Consider the following 18,262-nt stretch of genomic DNA (forward strand, 5'->3'; position numbering starts at 1 on the left):
GGGCGCTTCACAGGCACTTACTCTCATCGTTGTTACTTCTTAAAAGGGACTACCATTCTTGCAAAGTAACGCCTTGATATTAAGCACCTGTGAAACGCTGAATTCTGCATCTTGAGGTGGCTTGGGTATAATAAAAAGGGAGCATCACGCTCCCTTTGTTAATCCATATACTTACTTAAATATTTTTTAAATACCGGGTCGGTTTTCGCCAGCTCTTTTTGCTCCGCTAAAATATCTTTTAGAATTGCTTTAGAGGTTAACGGGTTGGCTAATACAACACGAAAAACCACGGTGGGCTGATGGTCATATTTTGCAGGAGTTAAACGTGTACGCGATACAAAAGAGCGACCCGCTTCACGCTGACGCTTTTGCATGCTTGCAGTAAAGCGATTCAACGAAGCGTAAATATCTAATTTCGTTTCTTTGTCTGCATCTTTCAGTTTCGCTTGGATTTCTTTTGGTACGTAACGATAGGTTAATAGGCAAAGCTCAGGCTCTGAGATTAACTCAAAGTCTTCATCCTGCTTGATCATGTCGGCAAAAGTGCGCGCTTTCACGATACTGCGATCAATTAGCATCTCGTAGCCTTTACGGCCAATAACACGTAAGCAAGCATGCACTAACATTGCCATACCTGGGCGGCTGCCCTCAAGGGTATGACTGCCTAAATCTTTTGAGCCTTTACGAAGAATATATTCCGCATGATGCTCAATAGCATCCGTCGCTGCAGGGTCTTTAAATAACACCAGACCCGCTCCCATTGGCACATACATTTGTTTGTGAGCATCAATGGTAATTGAATCAGCGCGTTCGATACCGTTTAAAAGGTGGCGGTAATTTGAAGAAAGTAAGGTTGCACCACCCCATGCAGCGTCAACATGAAAATGACAGCCAAGTTCTTCGCTTAAATCAGCCATTTCATTGAGTGGATCTATGCTGCCCGTTTCAGTCGTACCAGCAACACCCACAAGTGCCATTACCTTAATGCCAGACGCTTCAAGCTCATGGGCCTTTTTACGCATCGCATCGACATCGACTTTATTATTTTCGCCGGTTGCGATTGCGACAATGTTATCGCGACCAATACCCAGTAGATCAACGGTTTTGCCTAATGAGTAATGGCCTCGCTCAGAAACAAGCACAGCTAAGCCTTTGTAACCATAGTGCAGCATTCCCGCGATTAAACCCTGTGCAGCAATGCCTTTATAGTCACCATTGGCTTTTAATAAACGGTTGCGGGCAATCCATAAGGCGGTAATGTTAGCGACAGTGCCACCTGAACAGAATGCGCCTAATGACGTTTTCGCACTGTGCATCCATTTGCTATAAAAGCTGTCGTCTTCACCATAAGCAAGGTGATGCATCATGCCCAAAACTTGTCTTTCTAGAGGCGTAAATGCCTTTGAAGTTTCAATTTTTACTAGGTTTTGGTTTAGACCGACCATTAATTTAGAAAGCGGTAACACAAAATGCGGTAACGCTGAGGTCATGTGACCAATAAAGCTTGGTGCAGCAGTATGCACTGAATGAGCAACCAACTGCTCCATAATATCTTGAGCATAATCAGAAACAAAGGTTGGCTCTTCTGGGATAGTGGCCGTTTGAAAGTCTTTTTCAATTTCGTGCAAAGGCTTTTCAATTGCAGCTATATTCTCATTTAAGAACCCAGCTAAGTTGCTAGAAATTTCAGATTCGATTTTACTTAATGTCGAGTCTGGTGCTTCTGGCACCGTAAAAATACGAATCAAGCTTTCTTTGGAGGCGACGGCACAACGCTTTTGATCCATCCTAATACCCATAATTAGCAGCTAAAAATGCACCTGATGATGGGACATCTTGGTGAACACTTTTGCGGCACTGTTGCTACGAAATTGGCTAACTTTACTGGAATATCACGAAAATGTCTCGCATAAAGCTAAAAAGGCATAATTTCGATGACAAAAAAATGATTTATTGATGAAATTTGCGGTCAATTTATACTATCAGAGAAGTATTTTTTAAGTATAATCAAACGATAACCGCAAAGGGAACGTTTATGCCCAAAGGAATGCAAAAAACTAGCTGGCTGCTATATGGTTTCGCCGTTTTTTTTATTAGTTTATTTGGCTATATCTATTATACTTATGAAACCACACGTAGTGAGATCATGGCAAATATCGATAGCAAATTGCTAAATGCCGCGGTCAGTGTCAAGCATATCCTAGGTGATGACTACCATAATACAGTCAATGCTGGTCTACCTATTTCCAGTTCTACCTACAAAGAAAAGAGTCTTGCCCTTTCAGAGTACGCAAAGCAAATGCAACTTGCTTATGTGTATGCAATGGTCCTTCGCGATGACAAAGTCTACTTTAGCGCCTCAAGTTACACTCAAAAAGATCAAAACACTGGTCGTGTCACACAGTTTTTAGATGCCTACCCCGAAGCGACAGAACTTAACAAAGAAGCCTTTTATTCGACCGAACCCGTTTTTGAAATATCGCAGGATCAATGGGGGTATTTTAAAAGTATCTTTGTTACTTTTGTCGATGATAATGGCCAAACTTATATAACTGGCGCAGACATTACTATAAGTGACTTAAACCAGCAGCTTCAGCAAAGCGTTACAAGGGCGATGGTTACCAGTAGCTTTTTCTTCTTTATTGCATTACTTATAGCAGGATTATATTTCTTACAGCTTAAACGCTCGCTATCAACAGACGCACGCACTGGCTTTGCTAATCATGTTGCCCTTGAATATCACATAAAGAAAACGACCAAACACCGTATGGAATTGGCGATTATCATCATCAACGAGCTTGAAGACATCAGCAGTTTTTATGGCAGTGAAGTGAGTGATAAAGTGATGGCTAACATACTTAGGTACTTTCAATCACGTATACCTCGTGATGGCGGTATTTACCGCTTAACAACCAATAAAATCGCATTATTACGTACTCATACTGATGAGCATAATATCGACGAAGTAATAAACGCTTTTAACAATGCGATCCCAGCACTGAAAGAACCGTTTATTTATGTCAGCTTATCCGCAGGTGTCGCTACAGGTAATAAATTATTACTGATAGAAAACGCCCACATAGCACTTCAGCAGGCCAAATTAAACAATCAGCGTTTAATACGCTATGAAAATGTTTTTAAACAAGTTGAAGAACAATTTAAAAGTAACGTTTTCCTTGCTAAAGAAGTCAAAGAAGCCTTCGATAACAATCGCATAGTACCTTATTTTCAAGCTATTTATAACAACCAAAGTAAGGCCGTAGATCATTATCAATGCCTTGCCAGAATGGTAAGTTCAACTGGTCGTATTCACGCACCTGATTACTTTATGATGGTACTAAAGCGCTCACGCATGGATGGCCCCTTGAGACGTACTATATTTACTCGTTGTATTGAGCAATTTAGGAAAACCAATGTACGCTGGAGTATCAACATTACCGCACAGGATATCCTTGACCCAAGCTTGAGCGAGTTTTTTGAATTACAGCTAAGGCGTTATCCGCAACCCCATAATATTATCTTTCAATTCCATGAACGCGATGCGATTGCTTACTTTGGTGAAATAAAAACCTTTATTAGCACTTTAAAGAATAAAGGTGCTCAGGTTTTTATTAATGAATTTGGCGCAGGCTTTTCAAACTTGCCTCACATTAGGAAGCTTGAGATCGATGGCTTGAAATTAGATAAAGGGTTGGTAAGCCAAATTCATACTAATAAAGATAACTATCTGTTTATTGAAAACTTGGTGAAATACGCTCAGCAACTCAAATTAGATGTAATCGCTGAGCAAGTTGATAACGAACAAATAGCAGACGCGCTTGCTCGTGCAGGTGTTACTTTAATGCAAGGGAGTCATTTCGCACCGCCAACTCCCTATATTCATTAAAGGTTGATCACCAAGCGGTGGCTTTGTTGACCACTGGCCCAGTACTTTCGTTCGAATGGAGTAATGGCAATATCACTCTCATATAGTTCAACATCGCACTTATGCCCAGCAAGCTCTAATGAGCGGGCAAACTCTTTAACGTATATATCCCAATTGCTTCTGAGCTCTAAGCGACCGCCTAATTTAACGATAAACGGAAATATAGCAGCGCCATGCCAGCGTCTTTGCAAGTGCTTGGCTTTTGGCCAAGGATTTGGATACAGCAGATAGTGATGGCTTGGCTGCCAGTTTGCAGCCACCGCCAAGCGCCAAAAATCGTTTAAATCAGCTTGCACTAAAATGTACTGCCCCGCATCCGTTTGCTTGTACTCAATATCATGCTTATCTAGACGATGTGATGATTTATCAATACCAATCACTAACGCATCTGGGTGGCGCTTTGCTAAGTTTGCGGTGCTTTCACCCACACCACAACAGGAATCAAGAATAATAGGCCCTGCAAACGCTTGCACCTTTTCGTTTACCTGATCAAAAGCTGATTGCGTATGCTCTGCAATCGGCTTTTTAAATTCAGCACTTAAGTGCTTTAAAACAATTTCGTCTAGCTTTTCATGTAAGCCAGGTTGATTCGATACAATACTTCTCGAATTTGCATCCGTCATTAGTGTCTAAGCCCCACACCACGTTTAATAAGGGTTAATGCTAAGGTAAATAACCCCACAATAAATAAACCAAGTACACCAAATGCTACCGACAAGTCGACATCAGACACACCTAAGAAGCCATATCTAAATGCATTCACCATATAAATAATTGGGTTTACTTGCGATACGCCTTGCCAAAATTCTGGCAACAAGGTGATAGAGTAAAACACCCCACCGAGATAAGTCAGCGGCGTTAAAATAAAGGTCGGGATAATACTAATATCATCAAAACTATTAGCATAAATTGCATTGATAAGTCCGCCTAATGCAAACACAGCCGACGTTAAAATAACCGTAGCCATAATCACAAAAATATTATGAATTTGAATATCAACAAATAGCAAAGAAACACAGGTAACAATTAAACCAACCAGCATGCCTCGTGTCATGCCACCGCCCATGTAGCCAAGTACAATGATATAATTTGGCACTGGCGCAACGAGTAGCTCTTCAATGCTTTTTTGAAATTTAGTCGAATAGAAACTCGAAGCAACATTCGAGTAAGAGTTGGTGATCACCGACATCATAATCAGACCCGGGACAATAAACTCCATATAAGTAAAGCCACCCATATCACCGATACGAGAACCAATCAGATTACCAAAAATCACAAAATACAGACTCATCGTGATTGCCGGCGGAACTAAGGTTTGCACCCAAATACGTAAAAAGCGAATACACTCTTTGATCCAAATACTTTTTAGCGCTACTCCATATTTAAACATTATTCGCCTCGCCCTTGTTCTAATAACCCTACAAACAGCTCTTCTAAACGGTTTGCTTTATTTCGCATACTCAGCACAGTATTACCTTGTTCAGTCAGCGCACTAAACACCTGGTTTAAGCCCTGAGACTTTGCCACTTCAACTTCTAAAGTGTGGTCGTCAGTCAGTGTGTATTTATAACCTTCAATGCTAATTGGCTGCACTGGTTGCTTTAAATCCAGTACAAAGGTTTCTTTATCAAGCTTGGCAAGTAACGCTTTAATGGTGGTGTTTTCAACAATCACACCGCTGTCGATAATCGCGATGTTTTTACATAACAGCTCAGCCTCTTCAAGGTAATGGGTAGTCAAGATGATGGTCACACCTTGCTTATTTATCTCGCGAAGAAAATCCCACATAGAGCGGCGTAGCTCAATATCAACACCCGCTGTTGGTTCATCTAAAATGAGTAATTTAGGTTCATGCATCAGTGCACGAGCAATCATTAAACGACGCTTCATACCACCTGAAAGGGTGCGCGCTTGTTTATCTTTTTTCTCAAATAAACCAAGCTGCTTTAAGTATTTTTCAGCACGCTCATGCGCCAGCTTTCTTGGTACACCGTAATAGCCTGCTTGGTTAACTAAGATTTGATTTAGTGTTTCAAACTGACTGAAATTAAATTCTTGCGGTACTAAGCCAAGTTCTGACTTAGCTGCTTCAAGGTCTGTATCAATATCGTGACCAAACACCTGGACACGACCGGCACTTTTATTCACTAACGATGAGATAACACCAATAGTGGTTGATTTACCTGCCCCGTTTGGTCCAAGTAAGGCAAAGAAGTCGCCTTGCTGAACTTGTAAATCAATGCCTTTTACGGCTTCAACACCATTTTTATAAACCTTTTTTAGGCCTTCAATATTTAATGCGATCGTTTTTTCGCTCACTGTTTGCCCTCTCCATAACCCCAACGTTTCGTCAAAGTATGTTCAATGTTTAAATGATCTAAAATTCGCGCCACCATAAAATCAACCAAATCGGAAATCTGCTCTGGTTGATGATAAAAGCCCGGTGCCGCAGGCATAATAGTTACGCCTAGTCGTGCTAGCTTCAGCATGTTTTCAAGGTGGATTTCGCTAAATGGCGTTTCACGCGGGACTAAAATCAGCTGCCCACGCTCTTTAATGACCACGTCAGCGGCGCGTTCGAGTAAGTTATCTGATGCCCCGACCGCAATTGCAGATACTGAACCTGCACTACACGGGCATACCACCATTTTTTTCGGCGCAGCAGAGCCAGATGCAACAGGGCTAAACCAGTTGTCTTTACCAAATACTTTAAGTTGCTCAGGAGCGGCATTAAAAAGTGTACTCAGTTGCTCTGTCGCTTTGTCTTCATTACCCGAAAGTTTGATATTCGATTCTGTATCAAAGACCACTCTTGCCGCACTTGAAATCAATACATACACCTGAAACTGCTGTTCAAGTAATACTTCTAATAACCTTAAGCCATAAGGAGCCCCAGAGGCACCGCTAAAAGCTAACGTTATTTTATCTTTAAATTGCATACAGTTAAGCTCCGTATACTGGTTAGTTTTGTTCAAGAGCAGTGATTAAACGCTGATGAATACCTTCAAAACCACCATTACTCATAATTAAAATATGTTGTGAAGGCGTGCTAGTGGCAACAACCTGAGTAATGATTTCCTCAGTGCTTTTCATGCAATGCATACCCGCTTTGTCTGCATATTCTTTCAGCGACCAGCTTAAATTTTCTGGCTCAAATAAATACACATCATCTGCTGCATCGAGTGAATCAATTAAGGTTTGTTGATGCACGCCCATTTTCATAGTGTTTGAACGAGGCTCTAAAATAGCAACTATCTTATCGGTGCCTACTTTTGCACGTAGCCCTGCTAAGGTCGTTTTAATTGCTGTTGGATGATGGGCAAAGTCGTCATACACTTTTATTGAGTTAATGTCGGCTTTCAGCTCCATACGACGCTTAGGAGAGATAAACTCAGCTAAGCCTGCAATACTGACTGATACCGCGATGCCTACGTGTCTGGCTGCTGCAATGGCCATTATGGCATTTTTGACATTGTGCTCGCCCATGGCTTGCCAGCTGACAACACCTTGTACTTGTGAATCTAGTAGCACTTCAAATTCACTACCATCAGCTTTAAGTAAGCGGTAATCCCAATCACCTAACAGTGTTTCGCTTTCGCTCCAAAGGCCACGTTCAATCACATCTTGTAGTGCTTCGTCTTGGCTTGGCCAAATTACTTTGCCACTACAGGGTAATGTACGCATCAAATGATGAAATTGTTTCTTTATCGCGTTTAAATCTTCAAAAATATCAGCATGATCAAATTCAAGATTATTCAGAATTAAGGTACGCGGTAAGTAGTGTACAAATTTACTGCGTTTATCGAAAAACGCCGTGTCGTATTCGTCGGCTTCAATAACAAAAAATGGTGTTTCGCCAACACGAGCAGAGACACCAAAGTTTTGCACGATACCACCAATCAAAAAGCCCGGTGTCATTCCAGCGTATTCAAGTAACCATGCTAGCATACTAGCAGTGGTTGTTTTGCCGTGTGTGCCTGCTACAGCCAACACCCACGAATTTTGCAGTAAATTATGCTTTAACCATTCTGGGCCAGAAGTATAAGGTAAGCCTTTATCAAGTACGTACTCAACGCAAGGATTGCCTCGACTCATAGCATTACCAATTACCACCATATCTGGCGCAGGTTCTAGTTGGGCAACGTCATATCCTTGAGTGAGCTTTATACCTAGCTCTTCTAATTGTGTGCTCATCGGCGGGTACACATTTTGATCAGAGCCTGTCACTGTGTGACCTAACGATTTAGCGATTGCGGCAATACCACCCATAAAGGTGCCACAAATTCCAAGAATATGAATATGCATCTACTGTCCTGAGCAAAATGAATAAGAGATAAGTAAGGCGCTATAATGCCAAATATAAGCTTTACTTACCATTACTACACGGCATTAGACTTTTGCCAAATAGCCAACATAAAAAAACACCTCAACGTGAGGTGTTTTTAAATTAAGTTTAAAGCCTATTTTACAGCATTAAGAATGCAAACAAACCAACACCTAATAGTAAGCGATAAATAACAAATGGCATCATGCCCATGCGCTCAATCACTTTTAAGAAAAAGAAAATACAGGCGTAAGCCGACACAAATGATAAACCAGCGCCTAGTAAAATTGCATGCCAATCAATCGCCTCACCTGCAGTAGCCAACTGATATACATAATATGAACCTGCTGCAGCAATAACTGGAATTGACATTAAAAATGAAAAACGCGCAGCACTTTGTTTGTTTAAGCCCAGCATTAAACCCACTGTAATAGTAATACCTGAACGGGATGTACCAGGGAATACCATAGCAAGCACTTGTGAAAAGCCCAGCAATAGCGCACTAAAAAAGTTTACTTGGTAAATATTTTTAACTTGCTTTGCTTTAGCATCGGCATACCAAAGTAGCAAACCAAATACGATGGTTGAGGTGGCAATAACCCATGCATTACGCGAGTAGCTCTCTACAAAATCTTTGAATAAGTAACCAATTAATAATGCAGGAATAGTCGCAACAATAATCCACCAGCCTAAACGACTATCATCGGTTGCACCTTGTGCACCAAACGACTTAAACCAAGCACCAAGAATATCGACCACTTCTTTTCTAAAGTACAATACAACTGCACCTAAGGTTCCAACGTGAACAGCCACATCAAATGCTAAGCCTTGATCGTGCCAACCTAAAACTTGTGAGGGTAAAATTAAATGCGCTGAGCTCGAAATAGGTAAAAACTCAGTCAATCCTTGGATCAGGGCTAAAACAATTATCTCAATAATACTCATGGGTTAGAAAACTCCACCTTCCATAGTTTTTGTTGGGGGTTGTTATAATTATTCCATAACTCAGCCAAAGTTAGCTTAGCTACGGGGTGATAAAAATCAGGCGCTATTTCAGCAAGAGGCTGTAATACAAACGCATTTTTGGTTATTTCATCCCGCGGTAATTGCGCAGGTGTTTCACAGATAATGTCATCATAAAACAATAAATCGAGATCTAATGTCCGCGGGCTAAACTTTTTATCTTCACGGGTGCGGCCATTATCAAGTTCAATTTTTTTCAGTAATTTACATAGTTCAGCTAATGGCATATCTGTTTTTGCTGCAACAACTGAATTATAAAAATTACTACCTGCAAACCCCACCGCTTCACTTTCGTATACTGATGAATGAATAAAATCAGGAAAGTAAGCTTTCAGCGCGATAAGCGCCTGTCGAAGATAGTGCTCTTTATTGACATTAGAACCTAGGCTTATAAAAATTTGCGCCATCTCTAAATTGCCTTACATCGGGTGATCTCAACTCCAACAGTTTGCGCTTGTGGCACTGCGGCTGGTTTACTCACGCGAATAGTGACTTGGCTGGTCGCAAACTCAGCTAAAATAATGGCAGCTAATTGCTCAACTAAAGTTTCTAGTAACTCAACAGGTTTTGCCGTTGTGTGCTCAATCACTCGCTCACTCACTTTGGCATAATCAAGAGCCAAATTTATATCATCTGTCGCCGCTGCGGCAGAAATATCACATAACATTTCGATATCAAAATACAGGCTTTGTTTACTTTCTTTTTCAAAATCATACACGCCAATGATGGTGTCTACGTGCAGTTGTGATATATATACCTTGTCCATTGATACTCCAAGCGACATAAATATTAAAAACAATACTCAGCCTTAACGCTTATTAATTTTAATAATGCGCTATATAAGCTGTCATACTGTTTTAATATGTAAAAATTACCCCTACAATAACGAATAGATGCATTGCATAGGGTGCTTACATCCGACTCGACGAGAGTGGCAAATGGTTTTGCCGCCAATGATAGCCCAAAAGTGCAGATTAAAAAATAAGGAAGCGCGTGTTAGAAGTTTTAATGTTAGTTTTGGCTTACATACTAGGTTCGGTCTCTTCCGCTATCCTTGTATCTCGGCTGTTTAAACTACCAGACCCACGCAGTCATGGATCGAATAACCCGGGTGCTACAAATGTTTATCGCCTTGGTGGTAAAGTCCCCGCTGTTTTAGTTCTTGTCTTTGATATTTTAAAAGGAACCATTCCTGTTTGGGGTGCTTACTTTTTAAAGATAGAGCCACTAATGTTAGGTTTAATTGGTGTAGCTGCTTGTTTGGGTCATATGTATCCACTGTTTTTTAGCTTTAAAGGTGGTAAAGCCGTCGCGACCGCTTTTGGCACGTTATTACCCATTGGTTTATCGCTAGGGGGGATGTTGATTGCAACTTGGCTTTTAATTGTTGCTATCACGCGTTACTCATCTCTCGCGGCACTGGTTACGGTTTCATTAGCGCCTATTTATACTTGGTGGATAAAACCTTTGTATACTCTGCCAGTTACCTTTTTAACCGTACTGATAATTTTCCGCCACAGAGCGAACATTACTCGCTTGATGGCTGGGGAAGAACCTAAAGTAGGGGCTAAGAAGAAAGCCCCAGAGCAGGAATAGTGGTGTAAATTAAAGCGCTTCGAGTGAATCAATAGGCCAGCGCGGCTTAGTTTTCATATCAAGGCTAGCAAACTGCCCTGCTTTTAAGCGCTGCATACCAGCGTAAGCAATCATTGCACCGTTATCTGTACAAAACTCTGTGCGCGGGTAATACACACGCCCTTTCATGCCTTGCATTACTCGTTCAAGTTGCGCACGCAATTGCACGTTTGCACTCACACCACCGGCAATCACTAAACGTTTGATACCGGTTTGCTTTAATGCACGCTTACATTTAATGATTAGGGTATCTATTACCGCTGTTTGGAATGCATGAGCTATATCAGCTTTGGTTTGCTCGTCATCATCGCTATCACGAATAGCAAGCGATGCCGCCGTTTTTAAACCACTAAAACTAAAATCTAAGCCTGGTTTATCAGTCATCGGACGTGGAAATACAAAACGCTTAGGCGTACCCTGCTCCGCAAGTTTTGCTAAACGCGGGCCACCAGGGTAATCAAGACCTAATAACTTCGCGGTTTTATCGAATGCTTCACCGGCCGCGTCATCAACTGACTCTCCCAGCACTTCGTATTCACCAATGCCAGATACTTTTACCATCATAGTATGGCCGCCAGACACCAGTAGTGCGATAAACGGAAATTCCGGTTTGTCCTCTTCAAGCATTGGCGCAAGTAGGTGACCTTCCATATGATGTACAGCAACCGCTGGAATATTCCAACCATAAGCCAGTGAGCGACCAATTGAGGTTCCCACCAGAAGCGCACCAACAAGTCCAGGGCCTGCGGTGTATGCAATGCCATCTAAGTCTTCAGGACCACAACCCGCTTGTGCAAAGGCAGCATCAATCAAAGGTAAGGTTTTACGTACGTGATCGCGTGAAGCAAGCTCAGGAACCACACCGCCATAATCAGCATGTACTTTTACTTGGCTATACAGTTGATGTGCTAATAAGCCTTGTTCATCATCATAAATGGCAATACCCGTTTCATCACATGATGATTCAATACCTAAAATTCGCATCAATTACTCCGCCAAGAAAAAACAAATGCGTATTTTACAGTGAAAATACGCATTACTGAATATTAAATTGCAATACCAATATTGGTTTGACCGTCAGATACCGCAAGTTGCTTAAGCTCTTTTACGTTCTCTGAGGTAATTCGGCCCATTTGCTCTACAAAATCAATAAGCTCTGCAAGCACATCAATTTCATACTGCATTAAAGGGTGTTCACGAACAGCTTTGTTATCAGCAATTTCACCATCCACTGTTAGTTGATATTCAATGAAACGAGCCACTGAAGCCTGTGAAATTTTACTAATATTTAAAAACTCTTGTTCATCTTTGGCTATCAAACCGTGCAGCATGCCAAGCAAAGCTGTCGCAGTATCGATTGCAGGATAGGTGCCAAACATGTCAAAGTCAGTAAGCTCTGGCACGTTTGGCTCAATTTTCTCAATTTGCTTTTCAAGGCTGATTTTACTTTTTGGCAGTAAGATTTTTTCCCAGCAAACACTCAATGCGCTACGAAAAACCGCGGCATCACCGAACCCTGTTGCTTCACTAAATAAGCTATAATTAGGCAACATACGCTCAAGTAATGCGCCACCTAATACCGCTTTTTGCAAATAGTTTAATTCTCTAATACGTTGAAAATTATTCGCTTTCGTCATTCTTTACAGTCCCACAAGACCAACATATTTCAAATGTTGCTCCGTTAAGCTCATGACATTTTGGGCATACCCAGTCAGGAGCCGATTGTTTTAATTGCCGGTAGTTTAGCAATATTTCTTGCGCCTGGCGCTCTTTTAATGCGTAAACAAGTATATCGACCCCTGTTTGTTCAAATGGGATCTCCCCAAGCGCCCCTTGCAAAAGCTCACCTTGCAGTTGCGATTCGATCCCTTTACTTTTTAAAAGCCCTTTAATAATGTTTGCCTCTAAGCCATTTTCAGCCTGAAACACTTTTACCCAAGTGAATGGGTCCTGCTTCGCAGGTTGATTTAAATTACTGTTTTGCAAATCACTTCCCTTTTACTTTTCTATCTTTAAATCCTAAACTACGCTAGCAACTAACTTCGCTGCAATGCTTATTTCAAGGTAGCCACATGACTTTAACAACACCGGGATTGTTATTCCCAGCAATTTCTTTACTGTTACTTGCTTACACCAACCGTTTTTTGGTGCTTGCTCAGCTTATTCGAGAGCTCAATGCACGTGAAGGAGAAAGTATCCGCCCATTAGTTGTTGCACAGATTACCAATTTAAGAAAACGCATTAAATTAATTCGCGTAATGCAAGTTTATGGTGTTGCCTCTTTTTTAATGTGTACCTTATCAATGTTTGCATTATTTATAGAATTTAATACTACTGGAATCATTTTATTTGGCATCAGCCTCGCGTGCTTAGCCTTGTCGCTTCTCACCTCTTTGTATGAGATCCACATTTCTTGCGATGCAATCGAGATTGAATTGAAAAATATCGAAAAAAAACCTCTTTCAGATAAGGCAGAGTAAAATTCACCCTCTATACTTATTGTATGAGATACAACAATAAGTGGTGCTTTTGTGGATGATTTTTTATTTTCTGAAGAATCCTTAGAAGAAAATAATGTAGGTACGGAAGAGGCTGAATACTGGCATATTCTTGTTGTTGATGATGAAGAAGATATTCATCAAGTTACGAAACTAGTATTAGCTGGGTTCACTTTTGAAAATAAAGCGCTTCGCTTTTATCATGCCTATTCTGCTGCTGAAGCGAGAGAGCTTTTAGGTAAAGGTACTCCATTTTCAGTGGCACTTGTTGATGTGGTAATGGAAACAAACCACGCAGGCCTCGATCTCATTCAATACATCCGCGATGAAATAGAAAACCATGATATACGTTTAATACTGCGTACAGGTCAGCCTGGGGAAGCCCCTGAAGAAGCCATCATTCGTGATTATGATATCAATGATTACAAAAATAAAACTGAGCTCACCGCGATAAAAATGAAAACTTTGCTCTATTCAGCGCTACGTTCACATCGTGATATTCAGATTATTGATCATCATAAACATGGCCTCGAACAAATTATCAATGCCTCAGCCAATTTCCTAAAATGTGATAGTGTGCAAGAGTTTGCCTCCACAATTTTAAACCATGTTACTAACGTAATGGGGATAAGTGACAGAGAAATATATTGTGCCGCTGCGGTTAACCTGCAATCATCGCCAGCTAATGACTTTCAATTACTTGCCGCTTCAGGTATTGAGCCAACTCCATGTAAAAATAAAATTCCTGAGGATGTAAAAAACTTATTTATTGATGCACATGAAAGAAAATCGTCTTTAAAAAACAGCACAGATTACATTGGCTACTTTCCAACAAAAGCAGGCCTTGAAACTATGTTGTATGTCAATAAAGGTTCAAAACTGCAAAATACAGACTATCAACTGCTAGAATTTTACGCCAATAATATCGCACTTGCTTATGACAACTTAAAGCTTAGAGAAATGGTCAAAGAGTCACAAAAAGAGTTGTCGTATATTCTTGGCGAAGCAGTCGAAAAGCGCTCAAAGGAAACTGGCTCACATGTTAAACGTGTCGCTTTGTACAGTGAGTTACTCGCAAAATTATATGGCTTGGATTCGTTCCGCTGTGAAATCATTAAACTGGCTTCACCATTACATGATATTGGTAAAATTAGTATTCCAGACAAGATTCTAAATAAGCCTGGTAAACTCACTGATGAAGAATGGGAAATAATGAAAACTCATGCCGAAACTGGCTATGAAATACTAAAAAACTCAACAAACGAAATATTAAACTGTGGGGCCTTAATTTCCTACCAACACCATGAAAAATGGGATGGAACTGGTTATCCGCAAGGACTAATTGGTGATAATATCGATATTGTTGGTCGAATTACTGCAATTGCAGATGTATTTGACGCACTTTGCAGTGACCGATGCTACAAAAAAGCATGGCCACTCGATGATGCTCTCTCATTGATAAAAGAGCAACGTGGGAAACATTTTGATCCAATTTTAGTCGATCAGCTACTTGAAAATTTAGCGCTTTTCTTAGAAATTAAGGAACGTTATCCTGATTGATGTAACTTTTCTGTAAAACAAGTACTTCCCAATACGGGTACAATACTTTACTATGCCTCTCGTGATGTAAAATTGTACCGCCTGGATGTAGGGCTTACTTATAACAAGGGACTATTAAAGTGAGATTTGAACAACTTGAACAATTCGTAGCATTAGGCGTGCTAAGGCATTTCCGCCAAGCTGCAGAGAAAACTCAAATAAGCACTTCTGCATTAACTAGAAGTATTCAAACACTTGAAGATGAAATTGGTTATGAGCTAGTTACTCGCTCTACTCGCTCAGTAAAGTTAACCAAAGAAGGTGAGCTTTTCCTAGAGTATGCAAAACAAACTCTCGACAATCTTGAAGAAACCAAGAAGCATTTATTTGAATCATTAAACGGCTGCGCAAGTGAAAAACTGATTATTGGCTACACCAACAAAGCGAGCACGGTTGTGCCTGTTTCTTGCGGTCAGTTTTTAGCGCAGTACCCTCATGTGAAAATCGAGATGCAGTTACAAGAGCAAAGTGAACTAGTACGTAAACTGCAATTAGGTGAAATTGATATCAGTGTATGTTCGCAAGCGATGAACAGCATTGGCAGCGATATACATTTACCTGATCAACTAATCATTTTCGTGGCTAAAAATCACCCGCTTGCAAATAAAAGTGACATTAGTAAACGCGACTTAGCTGACTACCCTATGTACAGCTGTTTTTCACAGTCAAAACAAGTGCAATCTATGCTAAACGATGCAATTGATTCTTTTGATAAAACATCAAGCATCAAAGTAGGCAGTATCGAACAAGTTATGGATGGTCTGAAAAAATCAAACCATATCGCGATTGCCAGCATTGAGCATGCTAATAGTGTGTCATCTGATCCGGAGTTACTATTATTAAAAACTAATAAAGGTATCGCACACGACCAGCTGATAATCCAAACAAACCAACAAATCAATGAGAATTCTCACGTTAGCCACTTACTCGATCTCATTGAAAAAACGGCCCTTTCAAGCCAAAACTAAAAGCTATTTTATATGCTGCTAGCCTGTAGTTAATCAGGCTAGCCACCCCCCCTCTATTTCTTCATTTTTTACTGCATAAAAAGCGTGCATAACACAATTTTTCATATACACTTACGCACCTTTTTTTGATTGTGCATATGAATGACCGCACCGCTTATTACCGACACATACTTAGATGCTATTGAACGTACTGGTTATGCTGTTGTTGAAAACGCGATTAATGAAAGCTTAATTGCTGATTTAATTGCCGATTGCTATCGCATTAATCCGCATTTTAATACCGCAGGTATTGGCCGATTAAACGACCAACAAATAGATAAAACTGTGCGTAAAGATAAAACCTTTTGGTTTGATAGCTCAAGCCAAGCACAAATTACTTATCTGGCGACCATGGAAGCAATAAAGACACAGTTAAACCGTGGCTTTTATTTAGGCTTATTTGACTATGAATGCCATTATGCAAAGTATCAACAAGGTGACTTTTATAAAAAGCACTATGATGCCTTCAAAGGCCGTTCTAATCGCATTTTTACAACGGTTTGTTACTTAAATACGCCAGAATCTGGCGGTGAATTGGTGATCTACAAACCAAAGAGTAAAGAGATTGAAATAGTCATTAAACCTCAAGCGGGCTTATTGGTGATGTTTGAAAGCGAACGCTTTATGCATGAAGTATTACCCGCAAACGATGTACGCTACTCAATTGCGGGTTGGTTCAGAAAAAATGCCTCAATCAGCGGTACTATCGACCCACCAAGATAATTAAAAGGACAGTGGCAAGGATGCTGCTAAACCGATAAAAATCACTAACCCCACATAGTGATTATTCAAAAATGCTTTGAAGCAAGGCTCTCGCTCTCGTTTATGAATAAGCGTTTGTTGATAAAGTAAAAAACCAACCGCTGCAGCTAAGCCCAGCCAATATGGCAAGCCAAGGTGATGACTCATACCTATGTAAGCAAGAATCGCAATAAATAAGGCATTGAGCAAAAAGATGATATGCCTGTCATAGCTGGCAAACAAGATTGCCGTTGATTTAACGCCAATCTTTAAGTCATCATCTCTATCAACCATGGCATACATGGTGTCATAAGCCACAGTCCAAACAAGATTCGCGATAAATAGGAGCCAGGCTTCTAATGGTACTGAGCCAATTGATGCCATATAGGCCATTGGAATAGCCCAACTGAATGCAGCACCAAGCACAACTTGCGGTAATTGGGTGTAGCGCTTCATAAAGGGATAACAAAACGCCAGTGCTAAGGCACCAAACGACAATAATATCGTTGACCACCCTAGTGTTAATACTAAACCAAAGGCCACCACAATAAGCAGTACAAATAAGCTCAGAGCTTCACCACTTGATACCAAACCTGCTGCCAGCGGTCGCTGGGCTGTGCGCTTAACAGAGCCATCTATTTTACGATCGGCAAAGTCATTAATTACACACCCAGCACTGCGCATCACAAAGACGCCCAAACTAAAAACCACAAAATTTAATAAGCTCGGCGTGCCAAGCTCAGCAAGCCACAGCGCCCAATAAGTTGGCCACAATAGTAACAAGGTGCCAATTGGCTTATCGGTACGCATTAACTGTTTATAGTAAGGTATATGTGCGACCTTAAGTGCAGCTAGCTTCATAGGTAAATATACGCTCCAGGTAAGAATACTTCAGCCACGAGAAAATGAGCATTAGATAAGCTAAATACACTGCGTCTTCCCCACAATGGTTGTGAAGAGAAGCCAATTTCAGCTGTTAAAGCTTGAATAGCGTGCTGCTGTGAAAATTCAGCAACTTCTATTTCTGTGCGCGATAAGCTTGGGTCTTGAAAAATAACATCACCAAGCGGCCTTGTTCCCATACTTAGTAACTGCTGCTTTTTTAATGTATCATCTGCCGGCAACCAGCTTTGTGCATAAACCATTGGTTTACCATCGCATAGTAGTAACACTTCGCGATTTAATGCCTGACTTAAAGAGGTATTGAGTAATGCTTGTTGCTCGCGGGTTAAGTCAAAAGGTGCTTCGTTTAAAACTTTAACTGAAAAGACCTGACAGTGACTTTTAAGCTTAGCTGTTAATGACCCAGCTTCAAGCAACCAACTTTGCTGTTGTTGCGTCAAATCTGGAAATGCTGAAGCAGGCTGCCAATTTGCAGCTAATGAAACTGGGAATGTGATCACAACGACTCATTATTTTTAAAAACCGTGCAAATGATATCACTGCTGCACGTTTGGCAAAAGTCATGATTTAATCTCAAGCTGGGTTAAAAAACGCAGAACAGCCTGTA

Annotated in this window: 20 protein-coding genes; 6 read left to right on the forward strand and 14 right to left on the reverse strand. The window is 40.7% G+C overall.

All coding sequences use genetic code 11. From position 1 onward, the window contains the following. Positions 1-158: 158 nt before the first annotated feature. Entirely contained in the window at positions 159-1,787 is a 1,629-nt protein-coding gene (gene panP, locus JIG37_RS11905) for a pyridoxal-dependent aspartate 1-decarboxylase PanP (RefSeq protein ID WP_199529446.1), read from the reverse strand. Between the two features lie 248 nt (positions 1,788-2,035). On the opposite strand from panP, the gene JIG37_RS11910 reads away from it, so the two are divergent. Further along, positions 2,036-3,886 carry a GGDEF domain-containing protein gene (locus JIG37_RS11910; RefSeq protein WP_138599663.1) on the forward strand — a complete coding sequence of 617 codons (1,851 nt, stop codon included), beginning with the start codon at positions 2,036-2,038 and terminating at the stop codon, positions 3,884-3,886. Here the strand turns inward: JIG37_RS11910 and JIG37_RS11915 are convergent. From JIG37_RS11915 to folB, 8 genes are all read right to left on the reverse strand, one after another. After that, entirely contained in the window at positions 3,883-4,548 is a 666-nt protein-coding gene (locus tag JIG37_RS11915; protein WP_199529447.1) for an SAM-dependent methyltransferase, read from the reverse strand. The two genes, JIG37_RS11910 and JIG37_RS11915, sit on opposite strands and share 4 nt — an antisense overlap. Next, on the reverse strand, positions 4,548-5,315 hold the full coding sequence (locus JIG37_RS11920) for an ABC transporter permease (protein WP_054551083.1): 768 nt from the start codon (positions 5,313-5,315) through the stop codon (positions 4,548-4,550). Before JIG37_RS11920 ends, JIG37_RS11915 begins: the two co-directional genes overlap by 1 nt. Next, complete coding sequence (locus JIG37_RS11925; protein WP_054551082.1) at positions 5,315-6,244, reverse strand: ABC transporter ATP-binding protein; 930 nt, start codon at positions 6,242-6,244, stop codon at positions 5,315-5,317. The genes JIG37_RS11920 and JIG37_RS11925 overlap by 1 nt, the downstream gene beginning before the upstream one ends. Further along, positions 6,241-6,864: a flavin prenyltransferase UbiX gene (locus JIG37_RS11930; protein WP_054551081.1), complete on the reverse strand. Its 624-nt coding sequence runs from the start codon at positions 6,862-6,864 to the stop codon at positions 6,241-6,243. The genes JIG37_RS11925 and JIG37_RS11930 overlap by 4 nt, the downstream gene beginning before the upstream one ends. A 22-nt stretch (positions 6,865-6,886) precedes the next feature. Beyond that, a complete protein-coding gene (gene mpl, locus JIG37_RS11935) occupies positions 6,887-8,230 on the reverse strand; it encodes a UDP-N-acetylmuramate:L-alanyl-gamma-D-glutamyl-meso-diaminopimelate ligase (protein WP_199529448.1) in 1,344 nt (447 codons plus the stop codon). 160 nt (positions 8,231-8,390) lie between these two features. After that, the gene (locus tag JIG37_RS11940) at positions 8,391-9,194 is read right to left on the reverse strand and encodes an undecaprenyl-diphosphate phosphatase (protein ID WP_194441813.1); all 804 of its coding nucleotides are present in this window, start codon (positions 9,192-9,194) and stop codon (positions 8,391-8,393) included. After that, on the reverse strand, positions 9,191-9,679 hold the full coding sequence (gene folK / locus JIG37_RS11945; protein WP_194441814.1) for a 2-amino-4-hydroxy-6-hydroxymethyldihydropteridine diphosphokinase: 489 nt from the start codon (positions 9,677-9,679) through the stop codon (positions 9,191-9,193). The genes JIG37_RS11940 and folK overlap by 4 nt, the downstream gene beginning before the upstream one ends. Positions 9,680-9,681: 2 nt before the next feature. After that, the gene (gene folB, locus JIG37_RS11950; protein ID WP_199529449.1) at positions 9,682-10,038 is read right to left on the reverse strand and encodes a dihydroneopterin aldolase; all 357 of its coding nucleotides are present in this window, start codon (positions 10,036-10,038) and stop codon (positions 9,682-9,684) included. Between the two features lie 227 nt (positions 10,039-10,265). Here folB and plsY point away from each other — a divergent pair, with 227 nt between their 5' ends. Further along, positions 10,266-10,868, forward strand: coding sequence for a glycerol-3-phosphate 1-O-acyltransferase PlsY (gene plsY, locus JIG37_RS11955; protein WP_138599657.1), 603 nt, complete (start codon positions 10,266-10,268; stop codon positions 10,866-10,868). 9 nt (positions 10,869-10,877) lie between these two features. Here the strand turns inward: plsY and tsaD are convergent, their stop codons facing one another. From tsaD to JIG37_RS11970, 3 genes are all read right to left on the reverse strand, one after another. Beyond that, a complete protein-coding gene (tsaD, locus tag JIG37_RS11960) occupies positions 10,878-11,891 on the reverse strand; it encodes a tRNA (adenosine(37)-N6)-threonylcarbamoyltransferase complex transferase subunit TsaD (RefSeq protein ID WP_054551076.1) in 1,014 nt (337 codons plus the stop codon). 62 nt (positions 11,892-11,953) lie between these two features. Then, on the reverse strand, positions 11,954-12,544 hold the full coding sequence (locus JIG37_RS11965) for a YjaG family protein (RefSeq protein WP_054551075.1): 591 nt from the start codon (positions 12,542-12,544) through the stop codon (positions 11,954-11,956). Further along, a complete protein-coding gene (locus JIG37_RS11970) occupies positions 12,528-12,893 on the reverse strand; it encodes a DUF2007 domain-containing protein (protein WP_054551074.1) in 366 nt (121 codons plus the stop codon). Before JIG37_RS11970 ends, JIG37_RS11965 begins: the two co-directional genes overlap by 17 nt. A gap of 86 nt (positions 12,894-12,979) precedes the next feature. Between JIG37_RS11970 and JIG37_RS11975 the strand changes: the two genes are divergently transcribed. From JIG37_RS11975 to JIG37_RS11990, 4 genes are all read left to right on the forward strand, one after another. Further along, entirely contained in the window at positions 12,980-13,387 is a 408-nt protein-coding gene (locus JIG37_RS11975; protein WP_054551073.1) for a DUF2721 domain-containing protein, read from the forward strand. Between the two features lie 51 nt (positions 13,388-13,438). Continuing rightward, a complete protein-coding gene (locus tag JIG37_RS11980; RefSeq protein WP_199529450.1) occupies positions 13,439-14,965 on the forward strand; it encodes a response regulator in 1,527 nt (508 codons plus the stop codon). 119 nt (positions 14,966-15,084) lie between these two features. Next, positions 15,085-15,972: a LysR family transcriptional regulator gene (locus tag JIG37_RS11985; protein ID WP_166340551.1), complete on the forward strand. Its 888-nt coding sequence runs from the start codon at positions 15,085-15,087 to the stop codon at positions 15,970-15,972. 141 nt (positions 15,973-16,113) lie between these two features. Then, the gene (locus JIG37_RS11990; RefSeq protein ID WP_166340549.1) at positions 16,114-16,734 is read left to right on the forward strand and encodes a 2OG-Fe(II) oxygenase; all 621 of its coding nucleotides are present in this window, start codon (positions 16,114-16,116) and stop codon (positions 16,732-16,734) included. Here the strand turns inward: JIG37_RS11990 and ubiA are convergent, their stop codons facing one another. Next, positions 16,735-17,613, reverse strand: coding sequence for a 4-hydroxybenzoate octaprenyltransferase (ubiA, locus tag JIG37_RS11995; RefSeq protein WP_199529451.1), 879 nt, complete (start codon positions 17,611-17,613; stop codon positions 16,735-16,737). It abuts the gene before it with no gap. Beyond that, positions 17,610-18,155 carry a chorismate lyase gene (locus JIG37_RS12000; RefSeq protein WP_199529452.1) on the reverse strand — a complete coding sequence of 182 codons (546 nt, stop codon included), beginning with the start codon at positions 18,153-18,155 and terminating at the stop codon, positions 17,610-17,612. The genes ubiA and JIG37_RS12000 overlap by 4 nt, the downstream gene beginning before the upstream one ends. Positions 18,156-18,262 lie beyond the last annotated feature (107 nt).

The organism is Pseudoalteromonas sp. bablab_jr010, from assembly GCF_016464105.1.
GTDB lineage: Bacteria > Pseudomonadota > Gammaproteobacteria > Enterobacterales > Alteromonadaceae > Pseudoalteromonas > Pseudoalteromonas simplex.

Coding starts and splice junctions, on each gene's coding strand:
- JIG37_RS11915 (WP_199529447.1), bottom strand. CDS start 4,548: ATGACGGATGCAAATTCGAGAAGTATTGTATCGAATCAACCTGGCTTA.
- tsaD (WP_054551076.1), bottom strand. CDS start 11,891: ATGCGAATTTTAGGTATTGAATCATCATGTGATGAAACGGGTATTGCC.
- panP (WP_199529446.1), bottom strand. CDS start 1,787: ATGGATCAAAAGCGTTGTGCCGTCGCCTCCAAAGAAAGCTTGATTCGT.
- JIG37_RS11975 (WP_054551073.1), top strand. CDS start 12,980: ATGACTTTAACAACACCGGGATTGTTATTCCCAGCAATTTCTTTACTG.
- JIG37_RS11990 (WP_166340549.1), top strand. CDS start 16,114: ATGACCGCACCGCTTATTACCGACACATACTTAGATGCTATTGAACGT.
- JIG37_RS11965 (WP_054551075.1), bottom strand. CDS start 12,544: ATGACGAAAGCGAATAATTTTCAACGTATTAGAGAATTAAACTATTTG.
- folB (WP_199529449.1), bottom strand. CDS start 10,038: ATGGACAAGGTATATATATCACAACTGCACGTAGACACCATCATTGGC.
- JIG37_RS11910 (WP_138599663.1), top strand. CDS start 2,036: ATGCCCAAAGGAATGCAAAAAACTAGCTGGCTGCTATATGGTTTCGCC.
- folK (WP_194441814.1), bottom strand. CDS start 9,679: ATGGCGCAAATTTTTATAAGCCTAGGTTCTAATGTCAATAAAGAGCAC.
- ubiA (WP_199529451.1), bottom strand. CDS start 17,613: ATGAAGCTAGCTGCACTTAAGGTCGCACATATACCTTACTATAAACAG.
- JIG37_RS11940 (WP_194441813.1), bottom strand. CDS start 9,194: ATGAGTATTATTGAGATAATTGTTTTAGCCCTGATCCAAGGATTGACT.
- JIG37_RS11930 (WP_054551081.1), bottom strand. CDS start 6,864: ATGCAATTTAAAGATAAAATAACGTTAGCTTTTAGCGGTGCCTCTGGG.
- mpl (WP_199529448.1), bottom strand. CDS start 8,230: ATGCATATTCATATTCTTGGAATTTGTGGCACCTTTATGGGTGGTATT.
- JIG37_RS11920 (WP_054551083.1), bottom strand. CDS start 5,315: ATGTTTAAATATGGAGTAGCGCTAAAAAGTATTTGGATCAAAGAGTGT.